The organism is Nocardia sp. 149-1B, assembly GCF_057747975.1.
The window spans coordinates 4,594,078-4,611,721 of record NZ_CM173233.1 but is presented as its reverse complement, the minus strand read 5'-3'; the positions used below and the strand labels follow the sequence as shown (position 1 = coordinate 4,611,721).

Here is a 17,644-nt window from a genome sequence, read left to right as displayed (position 1 = left end):
CCCGTCACGCGCAGTGACCGGGCCGCCACGAGGTCGTTGGTCTCGTATGACTCGGACCCGCCGCCTCGCCTGCCGACTCGCCGCCACCCTCGTCGCCGGCGCCCTGCTGGGACCGGTGCCCGTCCTCACCTCGCTGGCACCCCAGGCGCACGGCGCGCCGGTGCTCGGCGCCGAGCGATCCGGATGGACGCCGCGCCCCGTGATCTACCCCTCGACCGTGACGCAGAAAGACCTGGCGATCCCGATGTCGGACGGCACCGTCCTGCGCGGCGACCTGGTGCTGCCGGCCCGCGCCGACGGCACCCCGGTTCACCGTCGGCTGCCGGTGATCGTGACGATCACCGCCTACAACAAGGCGTCCGGCGCACTCAGCGGCGGCCTGACGGGTGGCAGCCCGAACTACCTCGTGCAGCGCGGCTACGCGCAGCTCACCGTCGACGCGCGCGGCACCGGCAGTTCCGAGGGGCAGTGGGCGGCGTTCAGCCGCCGCGAGGACAAGGACGCCGGCGAGATCGTCGAGTGGGCCCACTCGCGGCAGCGGCCCTGGAGCGACGGCCGGGTGGGCATGAGCGGCCCGTCGTACCTCGGTATGAGCCAGATCTTCGCCGCGGGCGCGCGCCCGGCCGGGCTCAAGGCGATCTTCCCGCAGGTCCCGGCCGCGGACGTCTACCGCGACGTCGTGGCCTCCGGCGGCCAGATCGACGTCGGGTTCATCCCGCTGTGGCTGGGTCTCGTGACCGGTGCCGGCGTGATCCCGCCGGCGGTCACCGCGACCGACCCACAGTCCGGGTTCGGTGCGTTCGTCGACCACCTGACCGCGGCAGCGACGTTCACGATCCCGCTGATGCTGAAGGCGCTCGCGGGAGGCGACGAGGCGTACGACGGGACCTTCTACCGCGACCGCTCACCCGAGCGCGTGATCGACCGGGTCCAGGTGCCGACGTTCCTCGTCGGCGGCGAGTTCGACATCTTCCAGCGCGGCACGCCGCTGCTCTTCGAGAACCTCGAGCGGCGGGGTGTCCCGGTCAAGATGATCATCGGCCCGTGGAACCACCTCCAGGGCTCCTCGGCCGCCGACATCGACCAGGCCGGCTACGGGACGCTCAGCGAGCTGCAGCTGCGCTGGTTCGACCGGTACGTGCGCGGCATCCCCGACCCGACACTGGACGCCGACATCCCGCCGATCACCTACTACGAGCAGGGCAGCGGCGACTGGACGCACGCGCAGCGGTGGATGGGCGACCAGCACGCCGAGACCTTCCGGCTCTCGGGCTCCGCGGCCGCGGGCGGCGGCATCGGCGTGCTGACGCAGGACGCCGCCGTCGACGGCCGGGCGATCGTGCCGCCGGTGCCGGTCTCCGGGTTGTGCACCCGGTCGACCGCGCAGTGGATGGCCGGGCTGCCTTCGACCGTGCTCGACGGCCTGCCCTGCTGGGAGGACAACGGACTCAACGACAAGTCGGGCGTGGTGTTCCAGACCGAGCCGCTCACCGCCCCGTTGCGGTTGCGCGGCCCGATCGATGCCCGGCTCTACACGTCCAGCCCGTCGGGTGACGGCATGCTCTCGGTGTCCGTCTCCGATGTCGCGCCGGACGGCAGCGTCACCAGGCTGACCGGCGGCTGGCAGGTGATCTCCCAGCGCGCGCTGGACCCCGCTCGCACCCGCTACCTCGACGGGTCGGTCATCCAGCCGTTCCACCCGTTCACGCGCGCGTCGCAGGAGCCGCTCGCGCCGGGTGAGGTGGCGCCGGTGGACGTCGAGGTCTTCCCGACCGCGGCGCAGCTCGCGCCCGGGCATCGGTTGCGGATCGCGATCCAGGCCTTCGACGTGCCGCACCTGCTGCCGACGGTTCCGGACCTGCCCACGACGCTGGTGCCGCTCACCGTCCGTACCGGTCCGCAGTGGCCCTCGGTGCTCACGATCCCCGCGGTGGGCTGAGCGTCACATCGGTGCGCCTGCGATGAGTACGTCGCCCGGCGCGGGTCCGATCGGGTATGGACACCATCGACTTCGGACCCGCGACCGCGGCGGTGACCGCCCTCGTCCAGGGGGTGCGGGACGACCAGCTGAGCGACCCGACCCCCTGCCCGGCGTACACGGTCGCCGACCTCCTCGACCACCTCGACGGCCTCGCGCTGGCCTTCACGCTGTCCGCGCGCAAGGAGCGACTGCCCGGTGACGGCCCTCCGGACGTCGACGGCTCCCGGCTGTCCGACCGGTGGCGCGAGGAGATCGTCGACCGGCTGGCCGCACTGGCCGACGCCTGGGGCGACCCTGCGGCGTACGACGGCGTGACCCAGGCGGGGCCGTTCGAGATGCCTGCCGGCGTCGCTGCCCTGGTCGCCCTCAACGAGGTCGTGGTCCACGGCTGGGACCTCGCTCGCGCCACGGGCCAGCGCTACGAGCCCGGCGAGCAGGTGGTGGCCGCCAGCCTCGCGTTCGTGGAGGGCTTCGAGGTCCCGCCCGACTCCCCCGGTGGCGGCCCCTTCGGGCGCCCGGTGCCGGTCCGCCCTGACGCGGCCGTGCTCGACCGGCTCGCCGGCGCCGCCGGGCGCGACCCCGCCTGGACCCCCTGACGGATTTCGCCGGCACCGATCCGCTCCGGTACTCTCTGCGGCGGTGGCGTGTCCGAGCGGCCTAAGGAGAACGCCTCGAAAGCGTTTGTGGGTGCAAGCCCACCGAGGGTTCAAATCCCTCCGCCACCGCCATGTGATGTCTCAGGACATCGCGGACACCCGGACCTGCGCCAGCCGCGGGTCCGGGTGTCTTCGTCTTGCCGCTTCGAGGCTGAGCCGTCGACGGCCTCGATCAGCGCACTGACGTTCGGATCCCTGCCGATCCGGTTGGACAGGGTCAGGGAGCCACGGCAGCTGGAGGTCACCGCTTCATTAGGGTGGGTGCGTGGGTTCTCCTGGTTGGCTCGGCATCGGCGCACAGCGCAGTGGTACGACGTGGCTGACGGACCTGTTGATCCAGCACCCCGGGGTCGGGCTCGGCACGAACGGCAAGAAGGAGCAGCAGCTGCTCCACAAGGTCGCCGACGGGCGCGTGCCGGCGGAGGAGTACCTGGACCTGTTCCCTGCTGACGGCGTCCGCCGCGGTGACTGGTCGCCGCAGTACCTGCGGCACCCGTCCGCGGGACGCGCGGCCGCGGAGCTGCTCGACCACGATGTGCCGATCCTCGTGCTCCTGCGCGACCCGGTGGAGCGGTACCGGTCCGCGATGCGTCTGGCCGCTACCCGCGGGCGCTCCCAGCCGTACCCGATCCCGATCAACCTGCAGACCTGGGCGGGGTGCTACGCCGACCAGCTGGACATGTGGGCATCGTTCGTCCCGAGGGAGCGGCTCACCGTGATGGTCTTCGAGGAGGTGCGGGCAGCACCCCAGCCCGCGGTCGATGCCCTCTGGAGGTCCATGGGACTCGAGCCGGTGCGGCTCGAGCACGTCGACCAGCCCTCGTCGTCGAGCTCGAAAGCCGAGTGGGAGTGGCCGCCCGGCACCCGCGAGGCGCTGCAGGTCCTCTATCGCAGACAGGCCGTTCGGTTGTCCGAGGAATGGGGCGTCGACACCAGCAGATGGCTGTCGCTGCGCGACTGAGACGGTGAACGGCCCCCGAACCGCGATGGGGTTCGAGGGCCGCTCCGCTCTCAGTAGGTGAACCTGCCGACCTGCTGACGCAGGCTGGCCGCCATCCGCGCCAGCTCCTCGGCCGCCTGGCTCGTGGAGTCGGCGGCGTCCGTCGTCTCGTTGGCCGCGGTGGCCACGCTGCTGATGCTCGCGGCGATGTGCGTCGACCCGGTGGCCGCGTCGGCGACGTTGCGCGACATCTCGTTGGTGGTGGCGGTCTGCTCCTCGACCGCCGAGGCGATCGTGGCCTGGGAGTCGTTGATCTGGGCGATGATCTCCGAGATCCCGCCGATGGCGGTGACCGCGGCCGCGGAGTTGGACTGGATCGCCTCGATCCGGCGGCTGATGTCCTCGGTGGCGCGGGCGGTCTCCTGGGCGAGCTCCTTGACCTCGTTGGCGACCACGGCGAAGCCCTTGCCGGCCTCGCCCGCCCGAGCGGCCTCGATGGTCGCGTTGAGGGCGAGCAGGTTGGTCTGCTCGGCGATCGAGGTGATGACCTTGACCACGCTGCCGACCTCGCTCGAGGCCGCGCCGAGCTCGGTCACGGTAGCCGTGGTCGCCTCCGTGACCCGGACGGCCTCCGCCGCGATGCCGGCCGCCGAGGCCGCGTTGTGGGCGATCTCGCGGATCGAGGCCGACATCTCCTCGGTCCCCGCCGCCACCGTCTGGACGCTCTGGGACACCTGCTCCGCAGCCGACGAGACCGTCCCGGCCTCGACGGCCGAGCTCGTCGCGGAGGCCGACATCTGCGCCGAGACGCTCGACAGCTCCTCAGAGGCCGAGGACAGCGTGACTGCATTCTGGTCGATGTCGCGCATGGCGTCCTGCATGGTCGTCAGGGCTTCGTTGAGGGCAGTGGCCATCTGGCCGACCTCGTCGTGGCTGTCCACGTCGAGACGCTCCTCGAGGTGGCCCGCGGCGACCTCCTTCAGCAGCTCCACGGCCTTGCGCAGCGGGTTAGCGACGAGAGCGCCGAGCACCAGGGTCAGCACGACACCGAGGGCGACCGCTACGCCGATCATGGCGAAGATGAGCACGCGCGAGGAGTCGTACGCCGACTGCGCATCGTCGACGGCCTTCTGCGCGGCCTTGTTCTCGATGTCTGTGATCGCGGTGATCTCATCGGTCAAGGTCGCGGCAGGAGCAGCGACATCGGCCGCCCGGATGCGGTTGAACGCATCGACATCGTTGGCCTCGGCAGCCGGCAACAGCTTCTCGTCACGGGCCGTGCGGTAGTCGGCGAGGGCTGTCTCCAACCGCTTCACGTGGTCGAGCCGCCCGGTCATGTCGGTGGTCTTGTATGCGGCGATGGCGGCGTCGATCTCCTTGTCCAGGTCGGCCACCCCGGTCTCCAGCTTCTCCTGCGCTGCGTCCTCGGTCTGAACCAACACGTCCAGGGTCTTGAACCGCATGTCCACGACCGACGAGTTGACGTCCGACATCAGCTGGATGCTCTTGAGGTTCTCGTTGTAGACGCCGTCGAGGCGGTCCTGGGTCGCGCCGAGGCGGGTCACGCCCAGCAAGCCGACGGCGAGGACGACGAGGGTCATCACGGTGAAGCCCGCGGTCAGCTTCTGCCGGGTGCTGAGGTCACGGACGCGGGGCAGACCGCGGGCTCCTCGACGTACGGCGGGGTTCGACGGGGTGGGGGTGCTCACGTGTATCTCCTCCAAGACAGGCAGCGCACTGCCGACATAGCCTTCCCGAGAGCGGGGGTCTCACAGGGGCGCCGGCTCCAAGCCGCCGCGGCCTCTCATCGCTTCTCGGCGCTCTGGGGCGTCCACCTGAGGGGGCGCAGTGAGTTCGGGTCCAATGGCCCACCGGGAGTGAGGTTGGTCCTCCCGGATGCCGGAAAGTCCCGACCCGTGGGGACCTTCTCCTCCGCCCAGGAGGGTGAGCCGGTGCGTCACTGGAAGGAGAACGACGACACCGAGGAGGGACCATGCACACCACGACCTGGTCGGTGGAGATCTTCATCGGGGAGCACGACGGCAAGACGCGCGCCGAGGCGCGCCTCTCCACCGAGCCCTCTGCCACCGTCATCACCGGATGGGGCATCGCGCGGGTGAACCCGGCCGACCCCGAGGTTCCCGAGATCGGCAGCGAGCTCGCAGCAGCGCGGGCGCTCGCCGACCTCGCGCACCAGCTGCTCGAGACCGCAGCCGTCGACATCGGCGCGGTCACCCGCAAGCCGGTACACCTCAGCCACTGAGAGAGCCACTGAGAGAGCCACTGAGGGCGGCCGCCCGGTGCCACGCGAGGGCACTGTCCCGACCGCTACGGCGACCGGGACGGGGCCTGCGCGCCTTCAGTCGGTGCCCGCTCCGTGCGAGAAGTGGTGCACCTCCGCGTCCGGTCCGGGGTAGGTGAGCGACTCGTGGCCGCTGTCGGCCCACCGCACGACGTACGGCGGTGCCCCGTCGGGGCCGCGGACGTCGATGATCTCGCCGTCGCGCGTCGCCTCGCCGATGTGGTTGCCGTGGATGACGAGGCGGTCTCCCTTGGTGGCGTACATGGTGGCTCCTTCCCTAGCGCTGGGCGGCCGGTGCCTGATCCGACGCTAGGAGCCGGTCACGGGGTCGGCCAGGGTCCGGCGGCCCCGGGACCCGAGACCTTCGCCCCGGCCGGTGGCGTGGGAGCCCAGGGGAGTCAGTCGTCGCTGGGTGCGTGCACGAAGTGCTGGATCCAGGTCTCCGGCCCGGGGTACGTCAGTGAGACGTGGCCGTCGTCGGTCCAGCGGACGAGGTACGGCGGGGCGCCTTCGTCACCGCGGACGGCGATGATCTCGCCGTCGCGCAACGGCTCGCCGGCGCGGTTGCCCTGGACGAGCAACCGGTCGCCCTTGATCGCGTACATGCAGGTCCCTCTCGTGGTCAGTCCTGCCCCGACGCTAAGAGGCGGGTGGTGCCAGCTGGCAGGGCCGGGCGCCCCCGACATTCGAGACCTTTGCCCCTGCACCGCAGGGCCTCCAGCGAGGTCTCATGGGACCACGGCGAGAGGAGCCGTCACAGGAATCGGACCGCGGGAACCGGGCGCAAGCCCGGGCACCGGTCCCGACCACCGCCGTGTCATACGGCTTGGCTCCTCTCGCCGTTACTCGTTCTCGCACTCCCGTTCCACGGCGACGTGACGGATGATCGACCGGTGCGCAGCCAGCAGGAGCGAGACGAGCAGACCCTCGACATCGTGTCGGCGCTCTTCGGGGCCGCGCTGCTCCTCGGGTTGCCGTTCGTGGTGATCGTCGGGGTCGTGGCCGCGACGGATGCCGCGGTCTCGGCGCGAGCCGGCGCCGCGGCCGGCGTCCTGGTCGGCGCCCTGTACGTCGCCGCTGTCGTCGTCGTGCTCCGGCGACCTCGACGCTGAGCAGCGCCGCCCGCCCGGCCTCGGGCATCGCATGAGGTGGAATGGGCCCATGGTCTGCTTCGAGTTCGAGGGCAAGCGCCCCACCGTCCACCCGGAGGCGTTCGTGGCGCCGACCGCGACCCTGATCGGCGACGTCACGATCGAGCGGGGAGCGAGCGTCTGGTACGGCGCGGTCCTGCGCGCCGACATCTGCACGATCGTCGTGCGCGAGGGCGCCAACGTGCAGGACAACTCCGTGCTCCATGCCGCACCCGGCGAGACCCTGGTCATCGGCCGCGACGCCACCGTCGGCCACGGGTGCGTCGTCCACTGCCGCGAGGTCGGCGAGCAGGCGTTGATCGGCAACGGCTCGACGCTGCTCGACCACGCGGTCGTCGGCCCGCGCACGCTCGTCGCGGCAGGCTCGGTGGTCACGCCGGGCACCGAGCTGCCCGGGGGCATGGTGGCCGCCGGCGTACCCGCGCGCCCGACCAAGCCCATCGAGGGGACGTCCTCGGAGTTCTGGGTCGAGCAGAACCCGCCGTACTACCGCGAGCTCGCCCAGCGGCACGCGGCCGGCGTCGTGGCGGTGGAGCCGTGAGCGTCCACGTGGAGGTCGACGGTGCGGTGACCACCGTCGTGCTCGACCGTCCCGAGGTGCGCAACGCCGTCGACGGCCCGACCGCGACAGCGCTCGCCGAGGCGTTCGGGGCGTTCGAGGCCGACGAGACCCAGAGCGCCGCCGTGCTCTACGGGGCGGGCGGGAACTTCTGTGCGGGCGCCGACCTGAAGGCGATCGGCACCGACCGGGGCAACCGGGTGGGCCAGGACGGCGACGGCCCGATGGGACCGACCCGGATGCGACTCTCCAAGCCGGTGATCGCCGCCATCGAGGGGTACGCCGTCGCGGGCGGCCTCGAGCTGGCGTTGTGGTGCGACCTGCGGGTCGCCGCGGGTGATGCGGTGCTCGGCGTGTTCTGCCGGCGCTGGGGGGTGCCGCTGATCGACGGGGGCACGGTGCGGCTGCCGCGGTTGATCGGCGCCAGCCGGGCGATGGACCTCGTGCTCACGGGTCGCCCGGTCGACGCCTGGGAGGCCGAGCGGATGGGCCTGGTCAACCGGTTGGTGCCGGTCGGTCAGGCCCGGGTGGAGGCGGAGGCGCTCGCCCGCTCGCTCGCGGACCTCCCACAGGTGTGCCTGCGTCAGGACCGGCTCGCGCTGCTGGAGCAGGACGGCCTGACGGAGGACGAGGCGATCGCCGGTGAGCTGCGGCACGGCCTGGTGTCGCTCGCGGCGGGGGCGCTCGACGGTGCGGCCCGGTTCGCGGCGGGCGAGGGTCGGCACGGGGCCTCGTCCTAGAGGCCGGCCTCCTCCTGCGCGAGTGCCTCATCAGCACCACCCGCGACACCTGGCAGCCGGAACCCCGCAGGCCGCCTAGGCCGCCGGCGGGGCGTCGAGGCAGACCGCGACGAGGGTGGCGGCTCCGTGGCGGGTGTAGACCCGCCAACCGGTCTCGAAGTCCACGAACCGCAGGCTGCCCCTGGCCGACCGGACGACGGCCGAGGTGGGTTGCCGGTCGGGGCCGAACCCGGTCGTGGAGCAGTGGTGCCGGGCGAGCTTGCGCTCGACGGAGCCGGGCTGGGCGGCCAGCCGGTGCTCGGCGTCCATGGTGGCCGAGCCCGGCCCGCCGCCGGCCACGCCGGTGCCGACGCCGGGCCCGGCGCCGAGCGCGAGCGCGGCCAAGGCGGCGTAGACGCCGAGCTTGGTGGCGCCGCACGCCAGGCGCGCGCGAGCAGGGAGTCGGTGGGGCATGAGTGCGCTCCTCCTGTGCAGGTCCTCCGCGCGAGTCCCCCCAGGACTCGCGCGTCCCTCTCCCAGTTCGACAACGAGGAGGCCTGGTTGAGGTGACGGGCCGTCGACCCGGGGTCGCGTCCGTCACACCGTGCCCGGGGGCCTTGCGTAGGTAGGCGAGGATGTCGCCCATGCCGCAGCCAAACCCGTGGTTCGCCACGCCCGCCGACGCCGCATCCCGCCTCGCCGCGTCCGGCTACCTCGCCGACGAGGCCACCGCGATCACGGCCTACCTGGCGGGCGCGCTGGAGAAGCCGCTGCTGGTCGAGGGCCCGGCCGGGGTCGGCAAGACCGAGCTCGCCAAGGCCGTGGCGCGGGTGACCGGCGCGGACCTGGTGCGGCTGCAGTGCTACGAGGGTCTCGACGAGGCCCGGGCCCTGTATGAGTGGAACTACAAGAAGCAGCTGCTGCGGATCCAGTCCTCGCAGGGCACCGACCAGAGCTGGTCGGAGACCCACGACGACATCTTCACCGACGAGTTCCTGCTCACCCGCCCGCTGCTGACCGCGATCCGGCGCGAGGAACCGACCGTCCTGCTGATCGACGAGGTCGACAAGACCGACGTCGAGGTCGAGGGGTTGCTGCTCGAGGTGCTCTCCGACTTCCAGGTGACGATCCCCGAGCTGGGCACGGTCAGCGCCGTACGCCGTCCGTTCGTGGTGCTCACCTCCAACGCCAGCCGGGAGCTGTCGGAGGCGGTCAAGCGGCGCTGCTTGTACCTGCACCTGGACTACCCCGACGCCGAGCGAGAGCGCGAGATCGTCACCTCCCAGGTCCCGGACCTGGAGGAGCGGGTCGCGGCCCAACTGGTCGCCACGATCACCCGGCTGCGCGACCTCGACCTCAAGAAGGCCCCGTCGATCGCGGAGTCCGTCGACTGGGCGCGCACGCTGGTCGCCCTCGAGATCGGCGACCTCGACGACCGCGTGATCGCCGAGACCCTCGGCGTCGTCCTCAAGCACGCGTCCGACCAGACGCGCGCCGTCAAGGAGCTGCGGCTCCGGGCATGAGCCTCGTCAACCGTCACATCGCGTTCCTGGAGGCCCTGCGGGGCGCCGGGATGTCGGTCTCGCTCGCGGAGGACCTCGATGCGATCCGGGCGCTGCGCGCGCTGGAGTGGGACGACCGCGCGACGGTGCGAGCGGGGTACGCCGCCACGCTGGTGAAGAAGCAGTCGCAGCGGCCGACGTTCGAGGCGCTGTTCGACGTCTACTTCCCGCGGATGGTCGGCGACGGGGCGGCTGCGCTCGCCGCGGCCGACACGGACGACGGGGGTCAGGACCCCGCGGTCCGCGACAACGCCGGGGCGCTGGCCGGCTTCCGTGACCAGGTGGTCGACGCCCTGGCCGAAGGTGAGCAGCAGACGCTGGCCGAGCTGGCCGCCGAGATGGTCGCGCGGTTCGGGGCGATGCCCGGTCGTGGACCGGGGCTCTCGTCGTGGTCGGCCTACACCGCCCTGCAGCGCGTCGCGCCCGCCGAGCTCACCGACCGGATCGTGCAGGCCCTGCTGGCCCGGGGACGCTCCGAGGACGACGGGCACCGCGAGGCTGCCCGCCGGATCGGGTCCTTCACCACGCTGGTCGAGGCCGACGCGCGGCGCCGGATCGCCGAGGAGAAGGGACCCGAGCACGTCGCGAACGTCGCGGTCCGCCCGACGATCGACCGGCTCGACTTCACCGCGGCACGCAAGGCCGACCTGGAGGAGATGCGACGGGAGATCTATCCGCTGGCACGCCGGCTCGCCACCCGGCTCACCCAGGAGCACCACGCGCGCAGACGCGGTCCGCTGGACTTCAGGCGTACGGTCCGGGCCTCGATGTCCACCGGCGGGGTGCCCCTGGTGACCCACCACAAGCCCAAGCGGCCGCATCGCACCGAGCTCGTCGTGCTCTGCGACGTGAGCGGTTCGGTCGCGAACTTCGCGCAGTTCACGTTGCTGCTCGTCTACGCGTTGCGCGACCAGTTCGAGAAGGTGCGCGCGTTCACGTTCATCGACCACGTCCACGAGGTCACGCAGTACTTCACGCCGGGTGCCGACCCCGCCGATGTCATGGCGGACCTCGCCGCGAGCACCGCCCACGCGGCGCTGTGGGGCCGCACCAACTACGGCCGGGCGCTGGCGAAGTTCGAGGAGCACCATGCCGACGCGCTGGGGCCGAAGTCCTCGCTGCTGATCCTCGGCGACGCCCGCTCCAACTACAGCGACCTCAACCTCGACGTGCTGAAGCGGCTGGCGGGCTCGGCGCGGCACGCGTGGTGGCTCAACCCCGAGCACCGCCGGCACTGGGACACCGGAGACTCGGCGGCGACGAGGTACGGCGAGGTCGTGCCGATGGTCGAGTGCCGCAACCTCACCCAGCTCGCCGAGCTGGTGCACGACCTGGCCTAGCGGCCTGACCCACTAGGAGCCCAGGAACCCGAGCTCCCGGATCCGCTCGATCTCCGCCCGGAGCTCGGGGTGGGGGGCCGCATCGGCCGCCCGACCACCGGCCACATAGCCGGCGGGTCCGGTCGCGCCGTCGCCGTCGAACACCACCGTCAGACGGTTGCCGGCGTCGGCAGCGACCAGCGATCCCAGCAGCGAGACCGGGTCGCGGCGGTCCTCCAGCGACAGCACGCGGGTGCCATCGGGCACCCGCGGCACCAGCGCCCCGGGTGCACCCGCGGTGACGACCTGGTCGACGACGAACCCGGACGGCAGGACCCCGACGGCGATGTCGACGGCGGTCACCCCGCCCTGGGCACAACCCACCAGCATCACGTGCGCGGGCTCGGTGGCAGGTGCCAGCGCTGCCTCGATGGCGCCGACGGCACGCTGGGCGTAGGTCAGGTGGTCGCCCCCGGCCAGGCGACGGCGCTCGCCCCCACCGATGTGGGGTCCCGGCAGGAACGCCACGTAGCGTCCGGGGCCGACCTCGTGGACGCAGACCGCGTCTGGGGCCGAGGTGAGGGCGGTCATCAGGTCCTCGATGCCGTCGAGGCGTTCGACTCCGATCGGGGCAGCAGGAGCCGAGGCAGCTGCCGGCTCGTCGGGCATGCTGAGCAGGCCGCCCGCGACGTCACGGAGCGCCGAGCCGAGGTCCGTGGCGAACGGCTCGGCGCCCGTGGATCGCAGACCGCCGCGAGCGGCGGCCGAGCCCGAGTCGCCGGCGAGGATGCCGGCCGTCAACAGCGAGCGCATCTGCAGGCCGTCGAGGAGTCCACCACCGCTGGCGACGTGCTCGAGGAGCTCGGGGTGGGCCAGCGCGAGCTCCTCGAGGTACGCCGCGACCCCGTCGCGGTCGAGCGCGTCGGTCTCGATCAGCCCGGCCGAGACGATCTGCCCGCCCAGGGCGACCTGCGGGGCGAGATAGCCGATCGCTCGTCCAGCGACCGACCCGATCGTGCGGTACGCCGCCTCCTGAAGCTCATCGATCCAGCGGAAGGTCAGCACGGTGGCGCGCAGGACCAGGGCGTCGGCGTCCAGCTCGACCGAGCGCGCCACGAGCCCCTGCCGCCCGGTGGCCGTGTCGGCCACGACCTCGGCGAAGCGGTCGAACGTCGTGGGCGAGAGCGGTGCCGACTCGGCGACGGCAGGGTCGTGGACGATCTGCTCGCCCAGGGACGCGAACGAGCGCATCTCGGCGCCGGCCCGGTCGAACTGGTCGGCCAGCGCGAGCAGGCGGTCGTAGCGCTCGCTGTGTGGGCCGGTCAACGGACAGCCCCCGCGATCTCCGCGAGCACCGGCGCGAGCTCGACCGCGAGGTCGCCGGGGTCGACCCGCTCGACGACGACCCGGTCGACACCCCCCGTGCGGCGTGGCCGCAGGGCCCGCCACCCGTCGGCGACCAGGCCCCACGAGGCAACGCCGACCAGCGTGCTCCGGTCGCCGGACGCCTCGGCCACCAGGGCGCGGAGCCGGCCGTGGGACTCGCCCGCCAGCGCACGGAGGAGTGCGACGACCTCGAGGTCGGGCAGGGTGCGGCCGTCGGCGTGCCAGGTCCGGCCGGTGTGCTCGGCGGCCAGCACGGACAGCAGGTCGGTGCGGTGGGACCGCCATGCCTCGGCGGCCGCGTCGGCGAGGGCATAGGGGAGGTCGACGTGATCGGGCACGCCGGACGGTTGGGTGCTGACGTCCTCGGGGAGTACGGCGACCCGCGCCAGCTCGCCGGGCCAGCTGCCGACCGAGAACCACGCTAGCTCGAACACGAGACCGTCGGCGGTCGCCAGGCTGGCGACGGCGCCGGCGCGCTGCCGGTGCCACGCCCGGGCGCGGACCCCGTCGACGGCTACCTCGAGGTCGACCGCGACCGTGGGTGTGGCCAGCAGGCCGACGGCCCCCAGGAGCCCCTCGTCGAGCGCCGCATCGACCAGCAGACCACGCCGCGCCAACGAGGATCGTGGCTCGTGCAGCGCGGCGAGCGCGGCCGCGAAGGCCGCGGCGTCCCCGCTGTCCCCGGCGTCCCCGGTGTCCCGGGGGACGGCCAGGTCGCCCAGCCGTTCGCCGAGGACGGAGCCGCCCGTCGGTCCGTCGGCCTCGAACGGCAGGGGTGCGCCGCCGGCCAGCTCGGCCACGAGCCGCAGCTCGGGGAGGGTGAGCGAGAGCCGGCGGGGCAGGTCGGCCAGGGAGCCGGCGGCCGGCGCGGGTGGGGTGCTGAGGTCGATCGTCGCCATCTCAGAGCCCGGGGAGGTCGACGGCGAGCCAGTCGCGGTGGCCGGGCGGCGGTGCGACGAAGTCGCGCGCGTGCGCCCCGTCGGCGGCGAGCCGATCGGCCCGCCGCTCGGCGAACGCGATCGCGTCCTTGAGCCGGTCGACCGCCAGGACGTGGGCGTCCAGCTGCTCGGCCGCATCCTCGTGACGGTCCGCGAGCTCGCGCAGCTGTGCGGCGCGGTCACGGATCCGGGTGGCCAACGCGTCCGCTGCCCGCCCGGTCCATCCGACGTCCTCGGTCTGGCCGACGAGCCGGTCGGCCATCGCCCGCAGGTCGACCCCCTGCTCGCGCAGCTGGTCGGCTCGCCTGCGCATCACGTCGCTGTCGCCGTACACGAGCCACCCTCCCTCGAAGCGTCGCGTGGTGGACGTGGCCCGCCTTCCCCGAATCAGCGCACGCGAAACGCCGTCGACGCTCATGGCAGGCGCACGATCTGGTAGACGTGCGCCTCGACGGCGGGTTCTCCGGATCCGAGGAACCCGTGGGCGTGCAGGCTCGCGAGCTGCTCCTGCACCGAAGGGTCGGTGGACGCGTCGGTCGCGGCCGCACCCGCGACGTAGTGGTGGTAGTCGTGGGCGTCGAGGATGCCCGTGGGGTCGTCGTCGAAGGTGACCGTCGCCTGCTGGACGGAGTCGGGGTTGTCGGCACCGTCGAGCAACGGAACGACGTCGCCGTGGTGCTCGAGCGAGAGCACGTGGCTGCCGGCGGGGAAGTGGTCGACCTGGGCGGTGGGGGAGCCGGCGGTGACGACGTTGGTGACGTTGAACCCGTCGCCCCCGTCGCCCAGGATCGCGGCCGCCTCCATCCCGCCGAGGGAGTGGCCGACGAGCAGCACCGGGTCGTGCGGTCCGATGCCGGCCTGGGCCATCGCCTGCAGGATGCCCTGCTGGTAGACGCTCGGGTGCCCGGACGCGGAGACGAGGTCGGTCGGAAAGTCGCGGACGTCGCCGTCCTGGGTCCAGGGCAGCGTGGTCATGTCGTCGGTGCCAGGCAGGTAGACGATGTGTCGTACGTCGTCGGTGCCGGCGCCGAGGGTCTGGATCTCGATGGTCCCGTTGAGCGGCGAGTCCGGATCGGGGGAGAGGTCCGCGACGTCCTGGAGGTGGGAGACGAGCCCCGTGAGGTCGGCGGGCTGCTCGCAGGGTCCGGCGGTGACCCCGGGGAGGTCGGTGACACCCGGATGGCCCTGGGGGCCGTAGAGCAGGGCGAGGAGACCAGCGCCCGACTCGGTGTCAGGGACGTCGAGCGGCAACCCCAGCGGACCGCCCGGGGCCAACGGCGTGGTGCCGTCCCAGAGGCCCTCGAGCAGCCCACCGCCACCGTTGACGGCGTGCTGGACCACCCCGGGGTGGTCCAGCACCCAGGTCTCCAGCTCGTGCCACGCCTCCGGCGGCACCAGCGGCAGGGTGGCGATCAGCGCCGGCACGAGCACGGGCGCGCTCGCACCGAGCGTGAAGCCCACGCTCAACCCGACCGCCTGGTCGAGCTCGTCGACCGCGGCCCGCACCGTCGCGTCGGCCGCCTCGAAGGCCGCGACGACGGCTCGTACGGCGATGGCGTCGGCCTCCCACCCGCAGGACTCCACGAGCACGCCGTCGGGTCCGGTCGTCGCGGCGAGCACAGCCGCCTCGGCCTCGGCGAAGGTCAGCGGCGCCAGCGCGGCGGACTCGGCGAGGTCGGGGTTCGCCATCGTGGTGGCGCCCAGTGCGGCCCAGCCACGCAGCCGGCTGCCGGCGTCGTCGAAGGCGTCGGCCAGCGCGCGCACCGCGGCGTACGTCGCCGCCAGGCCCGCCGAGCCACCGGTGACCGAGACGACGTCGGCGCTCATGACAGGGCTCCGGCGACCAGGCGGCCCACGCGGTCGGCCAGGGCCGCGGGCGGGAGGCTCCCGGCGACCCATCCGACCCGGTTGCGGCCGCGGACCCGGGCGCTGACCACCGCCCGCACGTCGGGCAGCTGCCGGCCGGGCAGGGTGACGGTGCGGACGAGGTGGTCGTGCCAGTCGCCGGATCCGAGCCACGCGAGCTCGACCAGGTCGGTGCCGGCGGCCGACAACGCCGTCACCCCCTGGCCGGCCAGTCGCTGCCACGAGCGCAGCCGCCCGCCTGCGTGCACGACGTCGAGGGTGACCAGCACCTGGGGGTGGGCGAACGCCGCGAGCGCGTCGACCAGCAGCCGGGGCACCGGCTGGTGGAGTGCGAGCGGGTGGGGGTCACGCCACGGCAACGGGGTGCGGGTCGCGTCGGCGATCGCCTCGAGGGTCGCGGTCGGCATCGTCAGCACCGCCCCGGCGCTCATCGGCCCAGCCCGGGCACGTCGACGTCCAGCCACTCACGGCTGCCGGGCAGCGGTGGGTCGAAGTGGCGCAGCCAGCCCGCGAGTGCGCCGGGCAGGTGGTGGCGTACGGCGCCGACGACCCCGGCGACCCCGTCCGCCGCGCTGTCCAGCAGGCGCCGGACCCGGTGCTCGATGGTGGCGATCAGGTCCTCGAGCCGGTCGACCTCCCGCGCGTGCCGGTCGAGTGCGTCGGCGGCGGCGTCGTGGAGCGCGGCGGTGTGCCGCAGCCCGCCGGCTCGGTCCCGCGCGTGGTGCCGCATCGCGTCGGCCGCGAGGCCCTGCCAGGGGACCTGCTCGGACCGGGCCGCCAGCCGGTCGGCCTCCTCGCGGATCTCGTCGGCGCGCTCGCGCATCCGAGCGGCGAGCGCCCTGATGGTGCTGGTGTTCCCGTACATCCCGTCCCCCTCTCTGCGGCCCCTGTCGGGGTTGCAGGAAGGGTCGCCGCGGAGCGGCTGTGGAGAAACCTCAGTGGTCGATGGCTGTGGAGAGACGGTCCAGCGCGCGCTCGATGTCGGCCCCGGGACCGGCGAAGCTCATCCGGATGTAGCGCGGCCCGTCGACGGTGTCGAAGTCGACCCCGGGGGCCACCGCCACGCCGGTGCGGTCGAGCAGGTCGTGGGCGAACCGCATGGTGTCGTCGGTGAGGTGGCCGACGTCGGCGTACACGTAGAACGCGCCGTCGGCGGGTGCGAGGCCGGTGATGCCCAGCCGCGGCAGCCCGTCGAGGAGGAGTCGGCGGTTCTCGGCGTAGCGCATGACGTGGCCGTCGAGCTCGGCGTACGACGCGTCGTCGAACGCCGCGATGCAGGCACGCTGGGCGATCACCGGCGGGCAGATCGTGAAGTTGCCGGTCAGCACGTCGACCGGCCGGCGCAGCCGGTCGGGGGCGAGCATCCAGCCGATCCGCCAGCCGGTCATCGAGAAGTACTTGGAGAAGCTGGAGAACACCACGGCCTCGCGGCTGGTCTCCCAGGCGCTGCGGGCCAGGTGCGGGTCGGCGTACTCGATGCCGTGGTAGATCTCGTCGCTGATCAGCTGGATCTGGCGCTCCTCGCAGTACGCCGCCAGCGCGGCCAGCTCGCTCGGGAGCAGCATCGTGCCGGTCGGGTTGGCAGGGCTCGCGACGACCAGGCCCGTGATGTCGGGGAGCGCCTCGAGTTGCTCGACGGTCGGCTGGAACCGGGTCTCCGGGCCGGTCGGGATCTCCACGACCTCGCACCCGAGGGCCGTCAGCACGTTGCGGTAGCAGGGGTAGCCCGGGCGGGCCATCGCCACCCGGTCGCCGACCTCGAACGCCGCGAGGAACGCCAGCAGGAACCCGCCGCTGCTGCCGGTCGTCACCACCACCTGGTCGGGGTCCACCTCGATGCCGTGCATGCGCCGGTGGTGGCCGGCGATCGCCTCGCGCAGCTCGAGGATCCCGGATGCCGGGGTGTAGCCCAGCGGATCACCGGAGTCCAGCAGCCGCTTGGCCTCCTCGCGCACCGGCGCCGGCGCGCCGGTCATCGGCTGGCCGGCCAGCAGGTTCAGCAGGTCACCGTGGCTGCGCTGCCGCTCGGTCGCCGCCGCCAGCAGGTCCATCACGTGGAACGGCGGCACGTGGGCCCTCGACGCGACTGCGAACCTGCTCACGGGCTCGACCTTACGGCGAGCGCCGTTGGTCGAGCTTGTCGAGACCCCCGCAGCCGACTCGCCCACGGCGAGCGCCGGAGGTCGAGCTCGTCGAGACCCCCCGCAGCCGACTCGCCCACGGCGAGCGCCGGAGGTCGAGCTCGTCGAGACCCCCGCAGCCGAC

General features: G+C 73.0%; 20 protein-coding genes and 1 tRNA gene. 10 read left to right on the top strand and 11 right to left on the bottom strand.

Features of this window, described 5'->3' with window-relative positions:
- The first annotated feature begins 46 nt into the window (after positions 1 to 46).
- From AC3ANS_RS22115 to AC3ANS_RS22100, 4 genes are all read left to right on the top strand, one after another.
- Positions 47 to 1,939, top strand: a complete 1,893-nt coding sequence (locus tag AC3ANS_RS22115) for a CocE/NonD family hydrolase (protein ID WP_488293724.1) — start codon at positions 47 to 49, stop codon at positions 1,937 to 1,939.
- Between the two features lie 56 nt (positions 1,940 to 1,995).
- Positions 1,996 to 2,577, top strand: coding sequence for a TIGR03086 family metal-binding protein (locus AC3ANS_RS22110; protein ID WP_488293723.1), 582 nt, complete (start codon positions 1,996 to 1,998; stop codon positions 2,575 to 2,577).
- Positions 2,578 to 2,619: 42 nt separating this feature from the next.
- Positions 2,620 to 2,709, top strand: a tRNA-Ser gene (locus AC3ANS_RS22105).
- A gap of 193 nt (positions 2,710 to 2,902) precedes the next feature.
- Positions 2,903 to 3,598 carry a sulfotransferase domain-containing protein gene (locus AC3ANS_RS22100; protein ID WP_488293722.1) on the top strand — a complete coding sequence of 232 codons (696 nt, stop codon included), beginning with the start codon at positions 2,903 to 2,905 and terminating at the stop codon, positions 3,596 to 3,598.
- Between the two features lie 50 nt (positions 3,599 to 3,648).
- On the opposite strand, the gene AC3ANS_RS22095 is transcribed toward AC3ANS_RS22100, so the two are convergent.
- Complete coding sequence (locus tag AC3ANS_RS22095; protein WP_488293721.1) at positions 3,649 to 5,286, bottom strand: methyl-accepting chemotaxis protein; 1,638 nt, start codon at positions 5,284 to 5,286, stop codon at positions 3,649 to 3,651.
- A gap of 284 nt (positions 5,287 to 5,570) precedes the next feature.
- Between AC3ANS_RS22095 and AC3ANS_RS22090 the strand changes: the two genes are divergently transcribed.
- Positions 5,571 to 5,840 carry a dsRBD fold-containing protein gene (locus tag AC3ANS_RS22090; RefSeq protein WP_488293720.1) on the top strand — a complete coding sequence of 90 codons (270 nt, stop codon included), beginning with the start codon at positions 5,571 to 5,573 and terminating at the stop codon, positions 5,838 to 5,840.
- A gap of 96 nt (positions 5,841 to 5,936) precedes the next feature.
- Here the strand turns inward: AC3ANS_RS22090 and AC3ANS_RS22085 are convergent, their stop codons facing one another.
- Both AC3ANS_RS22085 and AC3ANS_RS22080 read right to left on the bottom strand, forming a co-directional pair.
- Complete coding sequence (locus AC3ANS_RS22085) at positions 5,937 to 6,143, bottom strand: DUF1918 domain-containing protein (protein ID WP_488293719.1); 207 nt, start codon at positions 6,141 to 6,143, stop codon at positions 5,937 to 5,939.
- A gap of 134 nt (positions 6,144 to 6,277) precedes the next feature.
- Entirely contained in the window at positions 6,278 to 6,484 is a 207-nt protein-coding gene (locus tag AC3ANS_RS22080; protein WP_488293718.1) for a DUF1918 domain-containing protein, read from the bottom strand.
- 288 nt (positions 6,485 to 6,772) lie between these two features.
- On the opposite strand from AC3ANS_RS22080, the gene AC3ANS_RS22075 reads away from it, so the two are divergent.
- The 3 genes from AC3ANS_RS22075 to AC3ANS_RS22065 are packed head-to-tail and all read left to right on the top strand — an operon-like array spanning position 6,773 to position 8,329.
- Positions 6,773 to 6,991, top strand: a complete 219-nt coding sequence (locus AC3ANS_RS22075; RefSeq protein ID WP_488293717.1) for a DUF6332 family protein — start codon at positions 6,773 to 6,775, stop codon at positions 6,989 to 6,991.
- A gap of 49 nt (positions 6,992 to 7,040) precedes the next feature.
- A complete protein-coding gene (locus AC3ANS_RS22070; protein WP_488293716.1) occupies positions 7,041 to 7,571 on the top strand; it encodes a gamma carbonic anhydrase family protein in 531 nt (176 codons plus the stop codon).
- A complete protein-coding gene (locus AC3ANS_RS22065) occupies positions 7,568 to 8,329 on the top strand; it encodes a crotonase/enoyl-CoA hydratase family protein (RefSeq protein WP_488293715.1) in 762 nt (253 codons plus the stop codon). The genes AC3ANS_RS22070 and AC3ANS_RS22065 overlap by 4 nt, the downstream gene beginning before the upstream one ends.
- A gap of 75 nt (positions 8,330 to 8,404) precedes the next feature.
- On the opposite strand, the gene AC3ANS_RS22060 is transcribed toward AC3ANS_RS22065, so the two are convergent.
- On the bottom strand, positions 8,405 to 8,782 hold the full coding sequence (locus tag AC3ANS_RS22060; RefSeq protein WP_488293714.1) for a hypothetical protein: 378 nt from the start codon (positions 8,780 to 8,782) through the stop codon (positions 8,405 to 8,407).
- Between the two features lie 161 nt (positions 8,783 to 8,943).
- Between AC3ANS_RS22060 and AC3ANS_RS22055 the strand changes: the two genes are divergently transcribed.
- Complete coding sequence (locus AC3ANS_RS22055; RefSeq protein ID WP_488293713.1) at positions 8,944 to 9,831, top strand: AAA family ATPase; 888 nt, start codon at positions 8,944 to 8,946, stop codon at positions 9,829 to 9,831.
- Complete coding sequence (locus AC3ANS_RS22050; RefSeq protein WP_488293712.1) at positions 9,828 to 11,210, top strand: vWA domain-containing protein; 1,383 nt, start codon at positions 9,828 to 9,830, stop codon at positions 11,208 to 11,210. The genes AC3ANS_RS22055 and AC3ANS_RS22050 overlap by 4 nt, the downstream gene beginning before the upstream one ends.
- A gap of 12 nt (positions 11,211 to 11,222) precedes the next feature.
- Here AC3ANS_RS22050 and AC3ANS_RS22045 read toward each other — a convergent pair whose 3' ends face one another.
- The 7 genes from AC3ANS_RS22045 to AC3ANS_RS22015 form a co-directional block, all read right to left on the bottom strand.
- Positions 11,223 to 12,515 carry a hypothetical protein gene (locus AC3ANS_RS22045; RefSeq protein WP_488293711.1) on the bottom strand — a complete coding sequence of 431 codons (1,293 nt, stop codon included), beginning with the start codon at positions 12,513 to 12,515 and terminating at the stop codon, positions 11,223 to 11,225.
- Positions 12,512 to 13,474 carry a hypothetical protein gene (locus tag AC3ANS_RS22040; RefSeq protein ID WP_488293710.1) on the bottom strand — a complete coding sequence of 321 codons (963 nt, stop codon included), beginning with the start codon at positions 13,472 to 13,474 and terminating at the stop codon, positions 12,512 to 12,514. Before AC3ANS_RS22040 ends, AC3ANS_RS22045 begins: the two co-directional genes overlap by 4 nt.
- 1 nt (position 13,475) lies before the next feature.
- Positions 13,476 to 13,847 (bottom strand): hypothetical protein, encoded by a 372-nt coding sequence (locus AC3ANS_RS22035; RefSeq protein ID WP_488293709.1) that lies wholly within the window; start codon positions 13,845 to 13,847, stop codon positions 13,476 to 13,478.
- Between the two features lie 80 nt (positions 13,848 to 13,927).
- Positions 13,928 to 15,340, bottom strand: coding sequence for an alpha/beta hydrolase family protein (locus AC3ANS_RS22030; protein WP_488293708.1), 1,413 nt, complete (start codon positions 15,338 to 15,340; stop codon positions 13,928 to 13,930).
- Positions 15,337 to 15,810, bottom strand: coding sequence for a hypothetical protein (locus AC3ANS_RS22025; RefSeq protein ID WP_488293707.1), 474 nt, complete (start codon positions 15,808 to 15,810; stop codon positions 15,337 to 15,339). The genes AC3ANS_RS22030 and AC3ANS_RS22025 overlap by 4 nt, the downstream gene beginning before the upstream one ends.
- The gene (locus AC3ANS_RS22020; protein WP_488293706.1) at positions 15,807 to 16,244 is read right to left on the bottom strand and encodes a WXG100 family type VII secretion target; all 438 of its coding nucleotides are present in this window, start codon (positions 16,242 to 16,244) and stop codon (positions 15,807 to 15,809) included. Before AC3ANS_RS22020 ends, AC3ANS_RS22025 begins: the two co-directional genes overlap by 4 nt.
- A 70-nt stretch (positions 16,245 to 16,314) precedes the next feature.
- The gene (locus tag AC3ANS_RS22015) at positions 16,315 to 17,430 is read right to left on the bottom strand and encodes a pyridoxal phosphate-dependent aminotransferase (protein ID WP_488296546.1); all 1,116 of its coding nucleotides are present in this window, start codon (positions 17,428 to 17,430) and stop codon (positions 16,315 to 16,317) included.
- Positions 17,431 to 17,644: the final 214 nt, after the last annotated feature.

Coding starts and splice junctions, on each gene's coding strand:
- AC3ANS_RS22025 (WP_488293707.1), bottom strand. CDS start 15,810: ATGAGCGCCGGGGCGGTGCTGACGATGCCGACCGCGACCCTCGAGGCG.
- AC3ANS_RS22085 (WP_488293719.1), bottom strand. CDS start 6,143: ATGTACGCCACCAAGGGAGACCGCCTCGTCATCCACGGCAACCACATC.
- AC3ANS_RS22030 (WP_488293708.1), bottom strand. CDS start 15,340: ATGAGCGCCGACGTCGTCTCGGTCACCGGTGGCTCGGCGGGCCTGGCG.
- AC3ANS_RS22090 (WP_488293720.1), top strand. CDS start 5,571: ATGCACACCACGACCTGGTCGGTGGAGATCTTCATCGGGGAGCACGAC.
- AC3ANS_RS22040 (WP_488293710.1), bottom strand. CDS start 13,474: ATGGCGACGATCGACCTCAGCACCCCACCCGCGCCGGCCGCCGGCTCC.
- AC3ANS_RS22015 (WP_488296546.1), bottom strand. CDS start 17,430: ATGGACCTGCTGGCGGCGGCGACCGAGCGGCAGCGCAGCCACGGTGAC.
- AC3ANS_RS22115 (WP_488293724.1), top strand. CDS start 47: ATGACTCGGACCCGCCGCCTCGCCTGCCGACTCGCCGCCACCCTCGTC.
- AC3ANS_RS22070 (WP_488293716.1), top strand. CDS start 7,041: ATGGTCTGCTTCGAGTTCGAGGGCAAGCGCCCCACCGTCCACCCGGAG.
- AC3ANS_RS22080 (WP_488293718.1), bottom strand. CDS start 6,484: ATGTACGCGATCAAGGGCGACCGGTTGCTCGTCCAGGGCAACCGCGCC.
- AC3ANS_RS22110 (WP_488293723.1), top strand. CDS start 1,996: ATGGACACCATCGACTTCGGACCCGCGACCGCGGCGGTGACCGCCCTC.
- AC3ANS_RS22050 (WP_488293712.1), top strand. CDS start 9,828: ATGAGCCTCGTCAACCGTCACATCGCGTTCCTGGAGGCCCTGCGGGGC.
- AC3ANS_RS22055 (WP_488293713.1), top strand. CDS start 8,944: ATGTCGCCCATGCCGCAGCCAAACCCGTGGTTCGCCACGCCCGCCGAC.
- AC3ANS_RS22020 (WP_488293706.1), bottom strand. CDS start 16,244: ATGTACGGGAACACCAGCACCATCAGGGCGCTCGCCGCTCGGATGCGC.
- AC3ANS_RS22060 (WP_488293714.1), bottom strand. CDS start 8,782: ATGCCCCACCGACTCCCTGCTCGCGCGCGCCTGGCGTGCGGCGCCACC.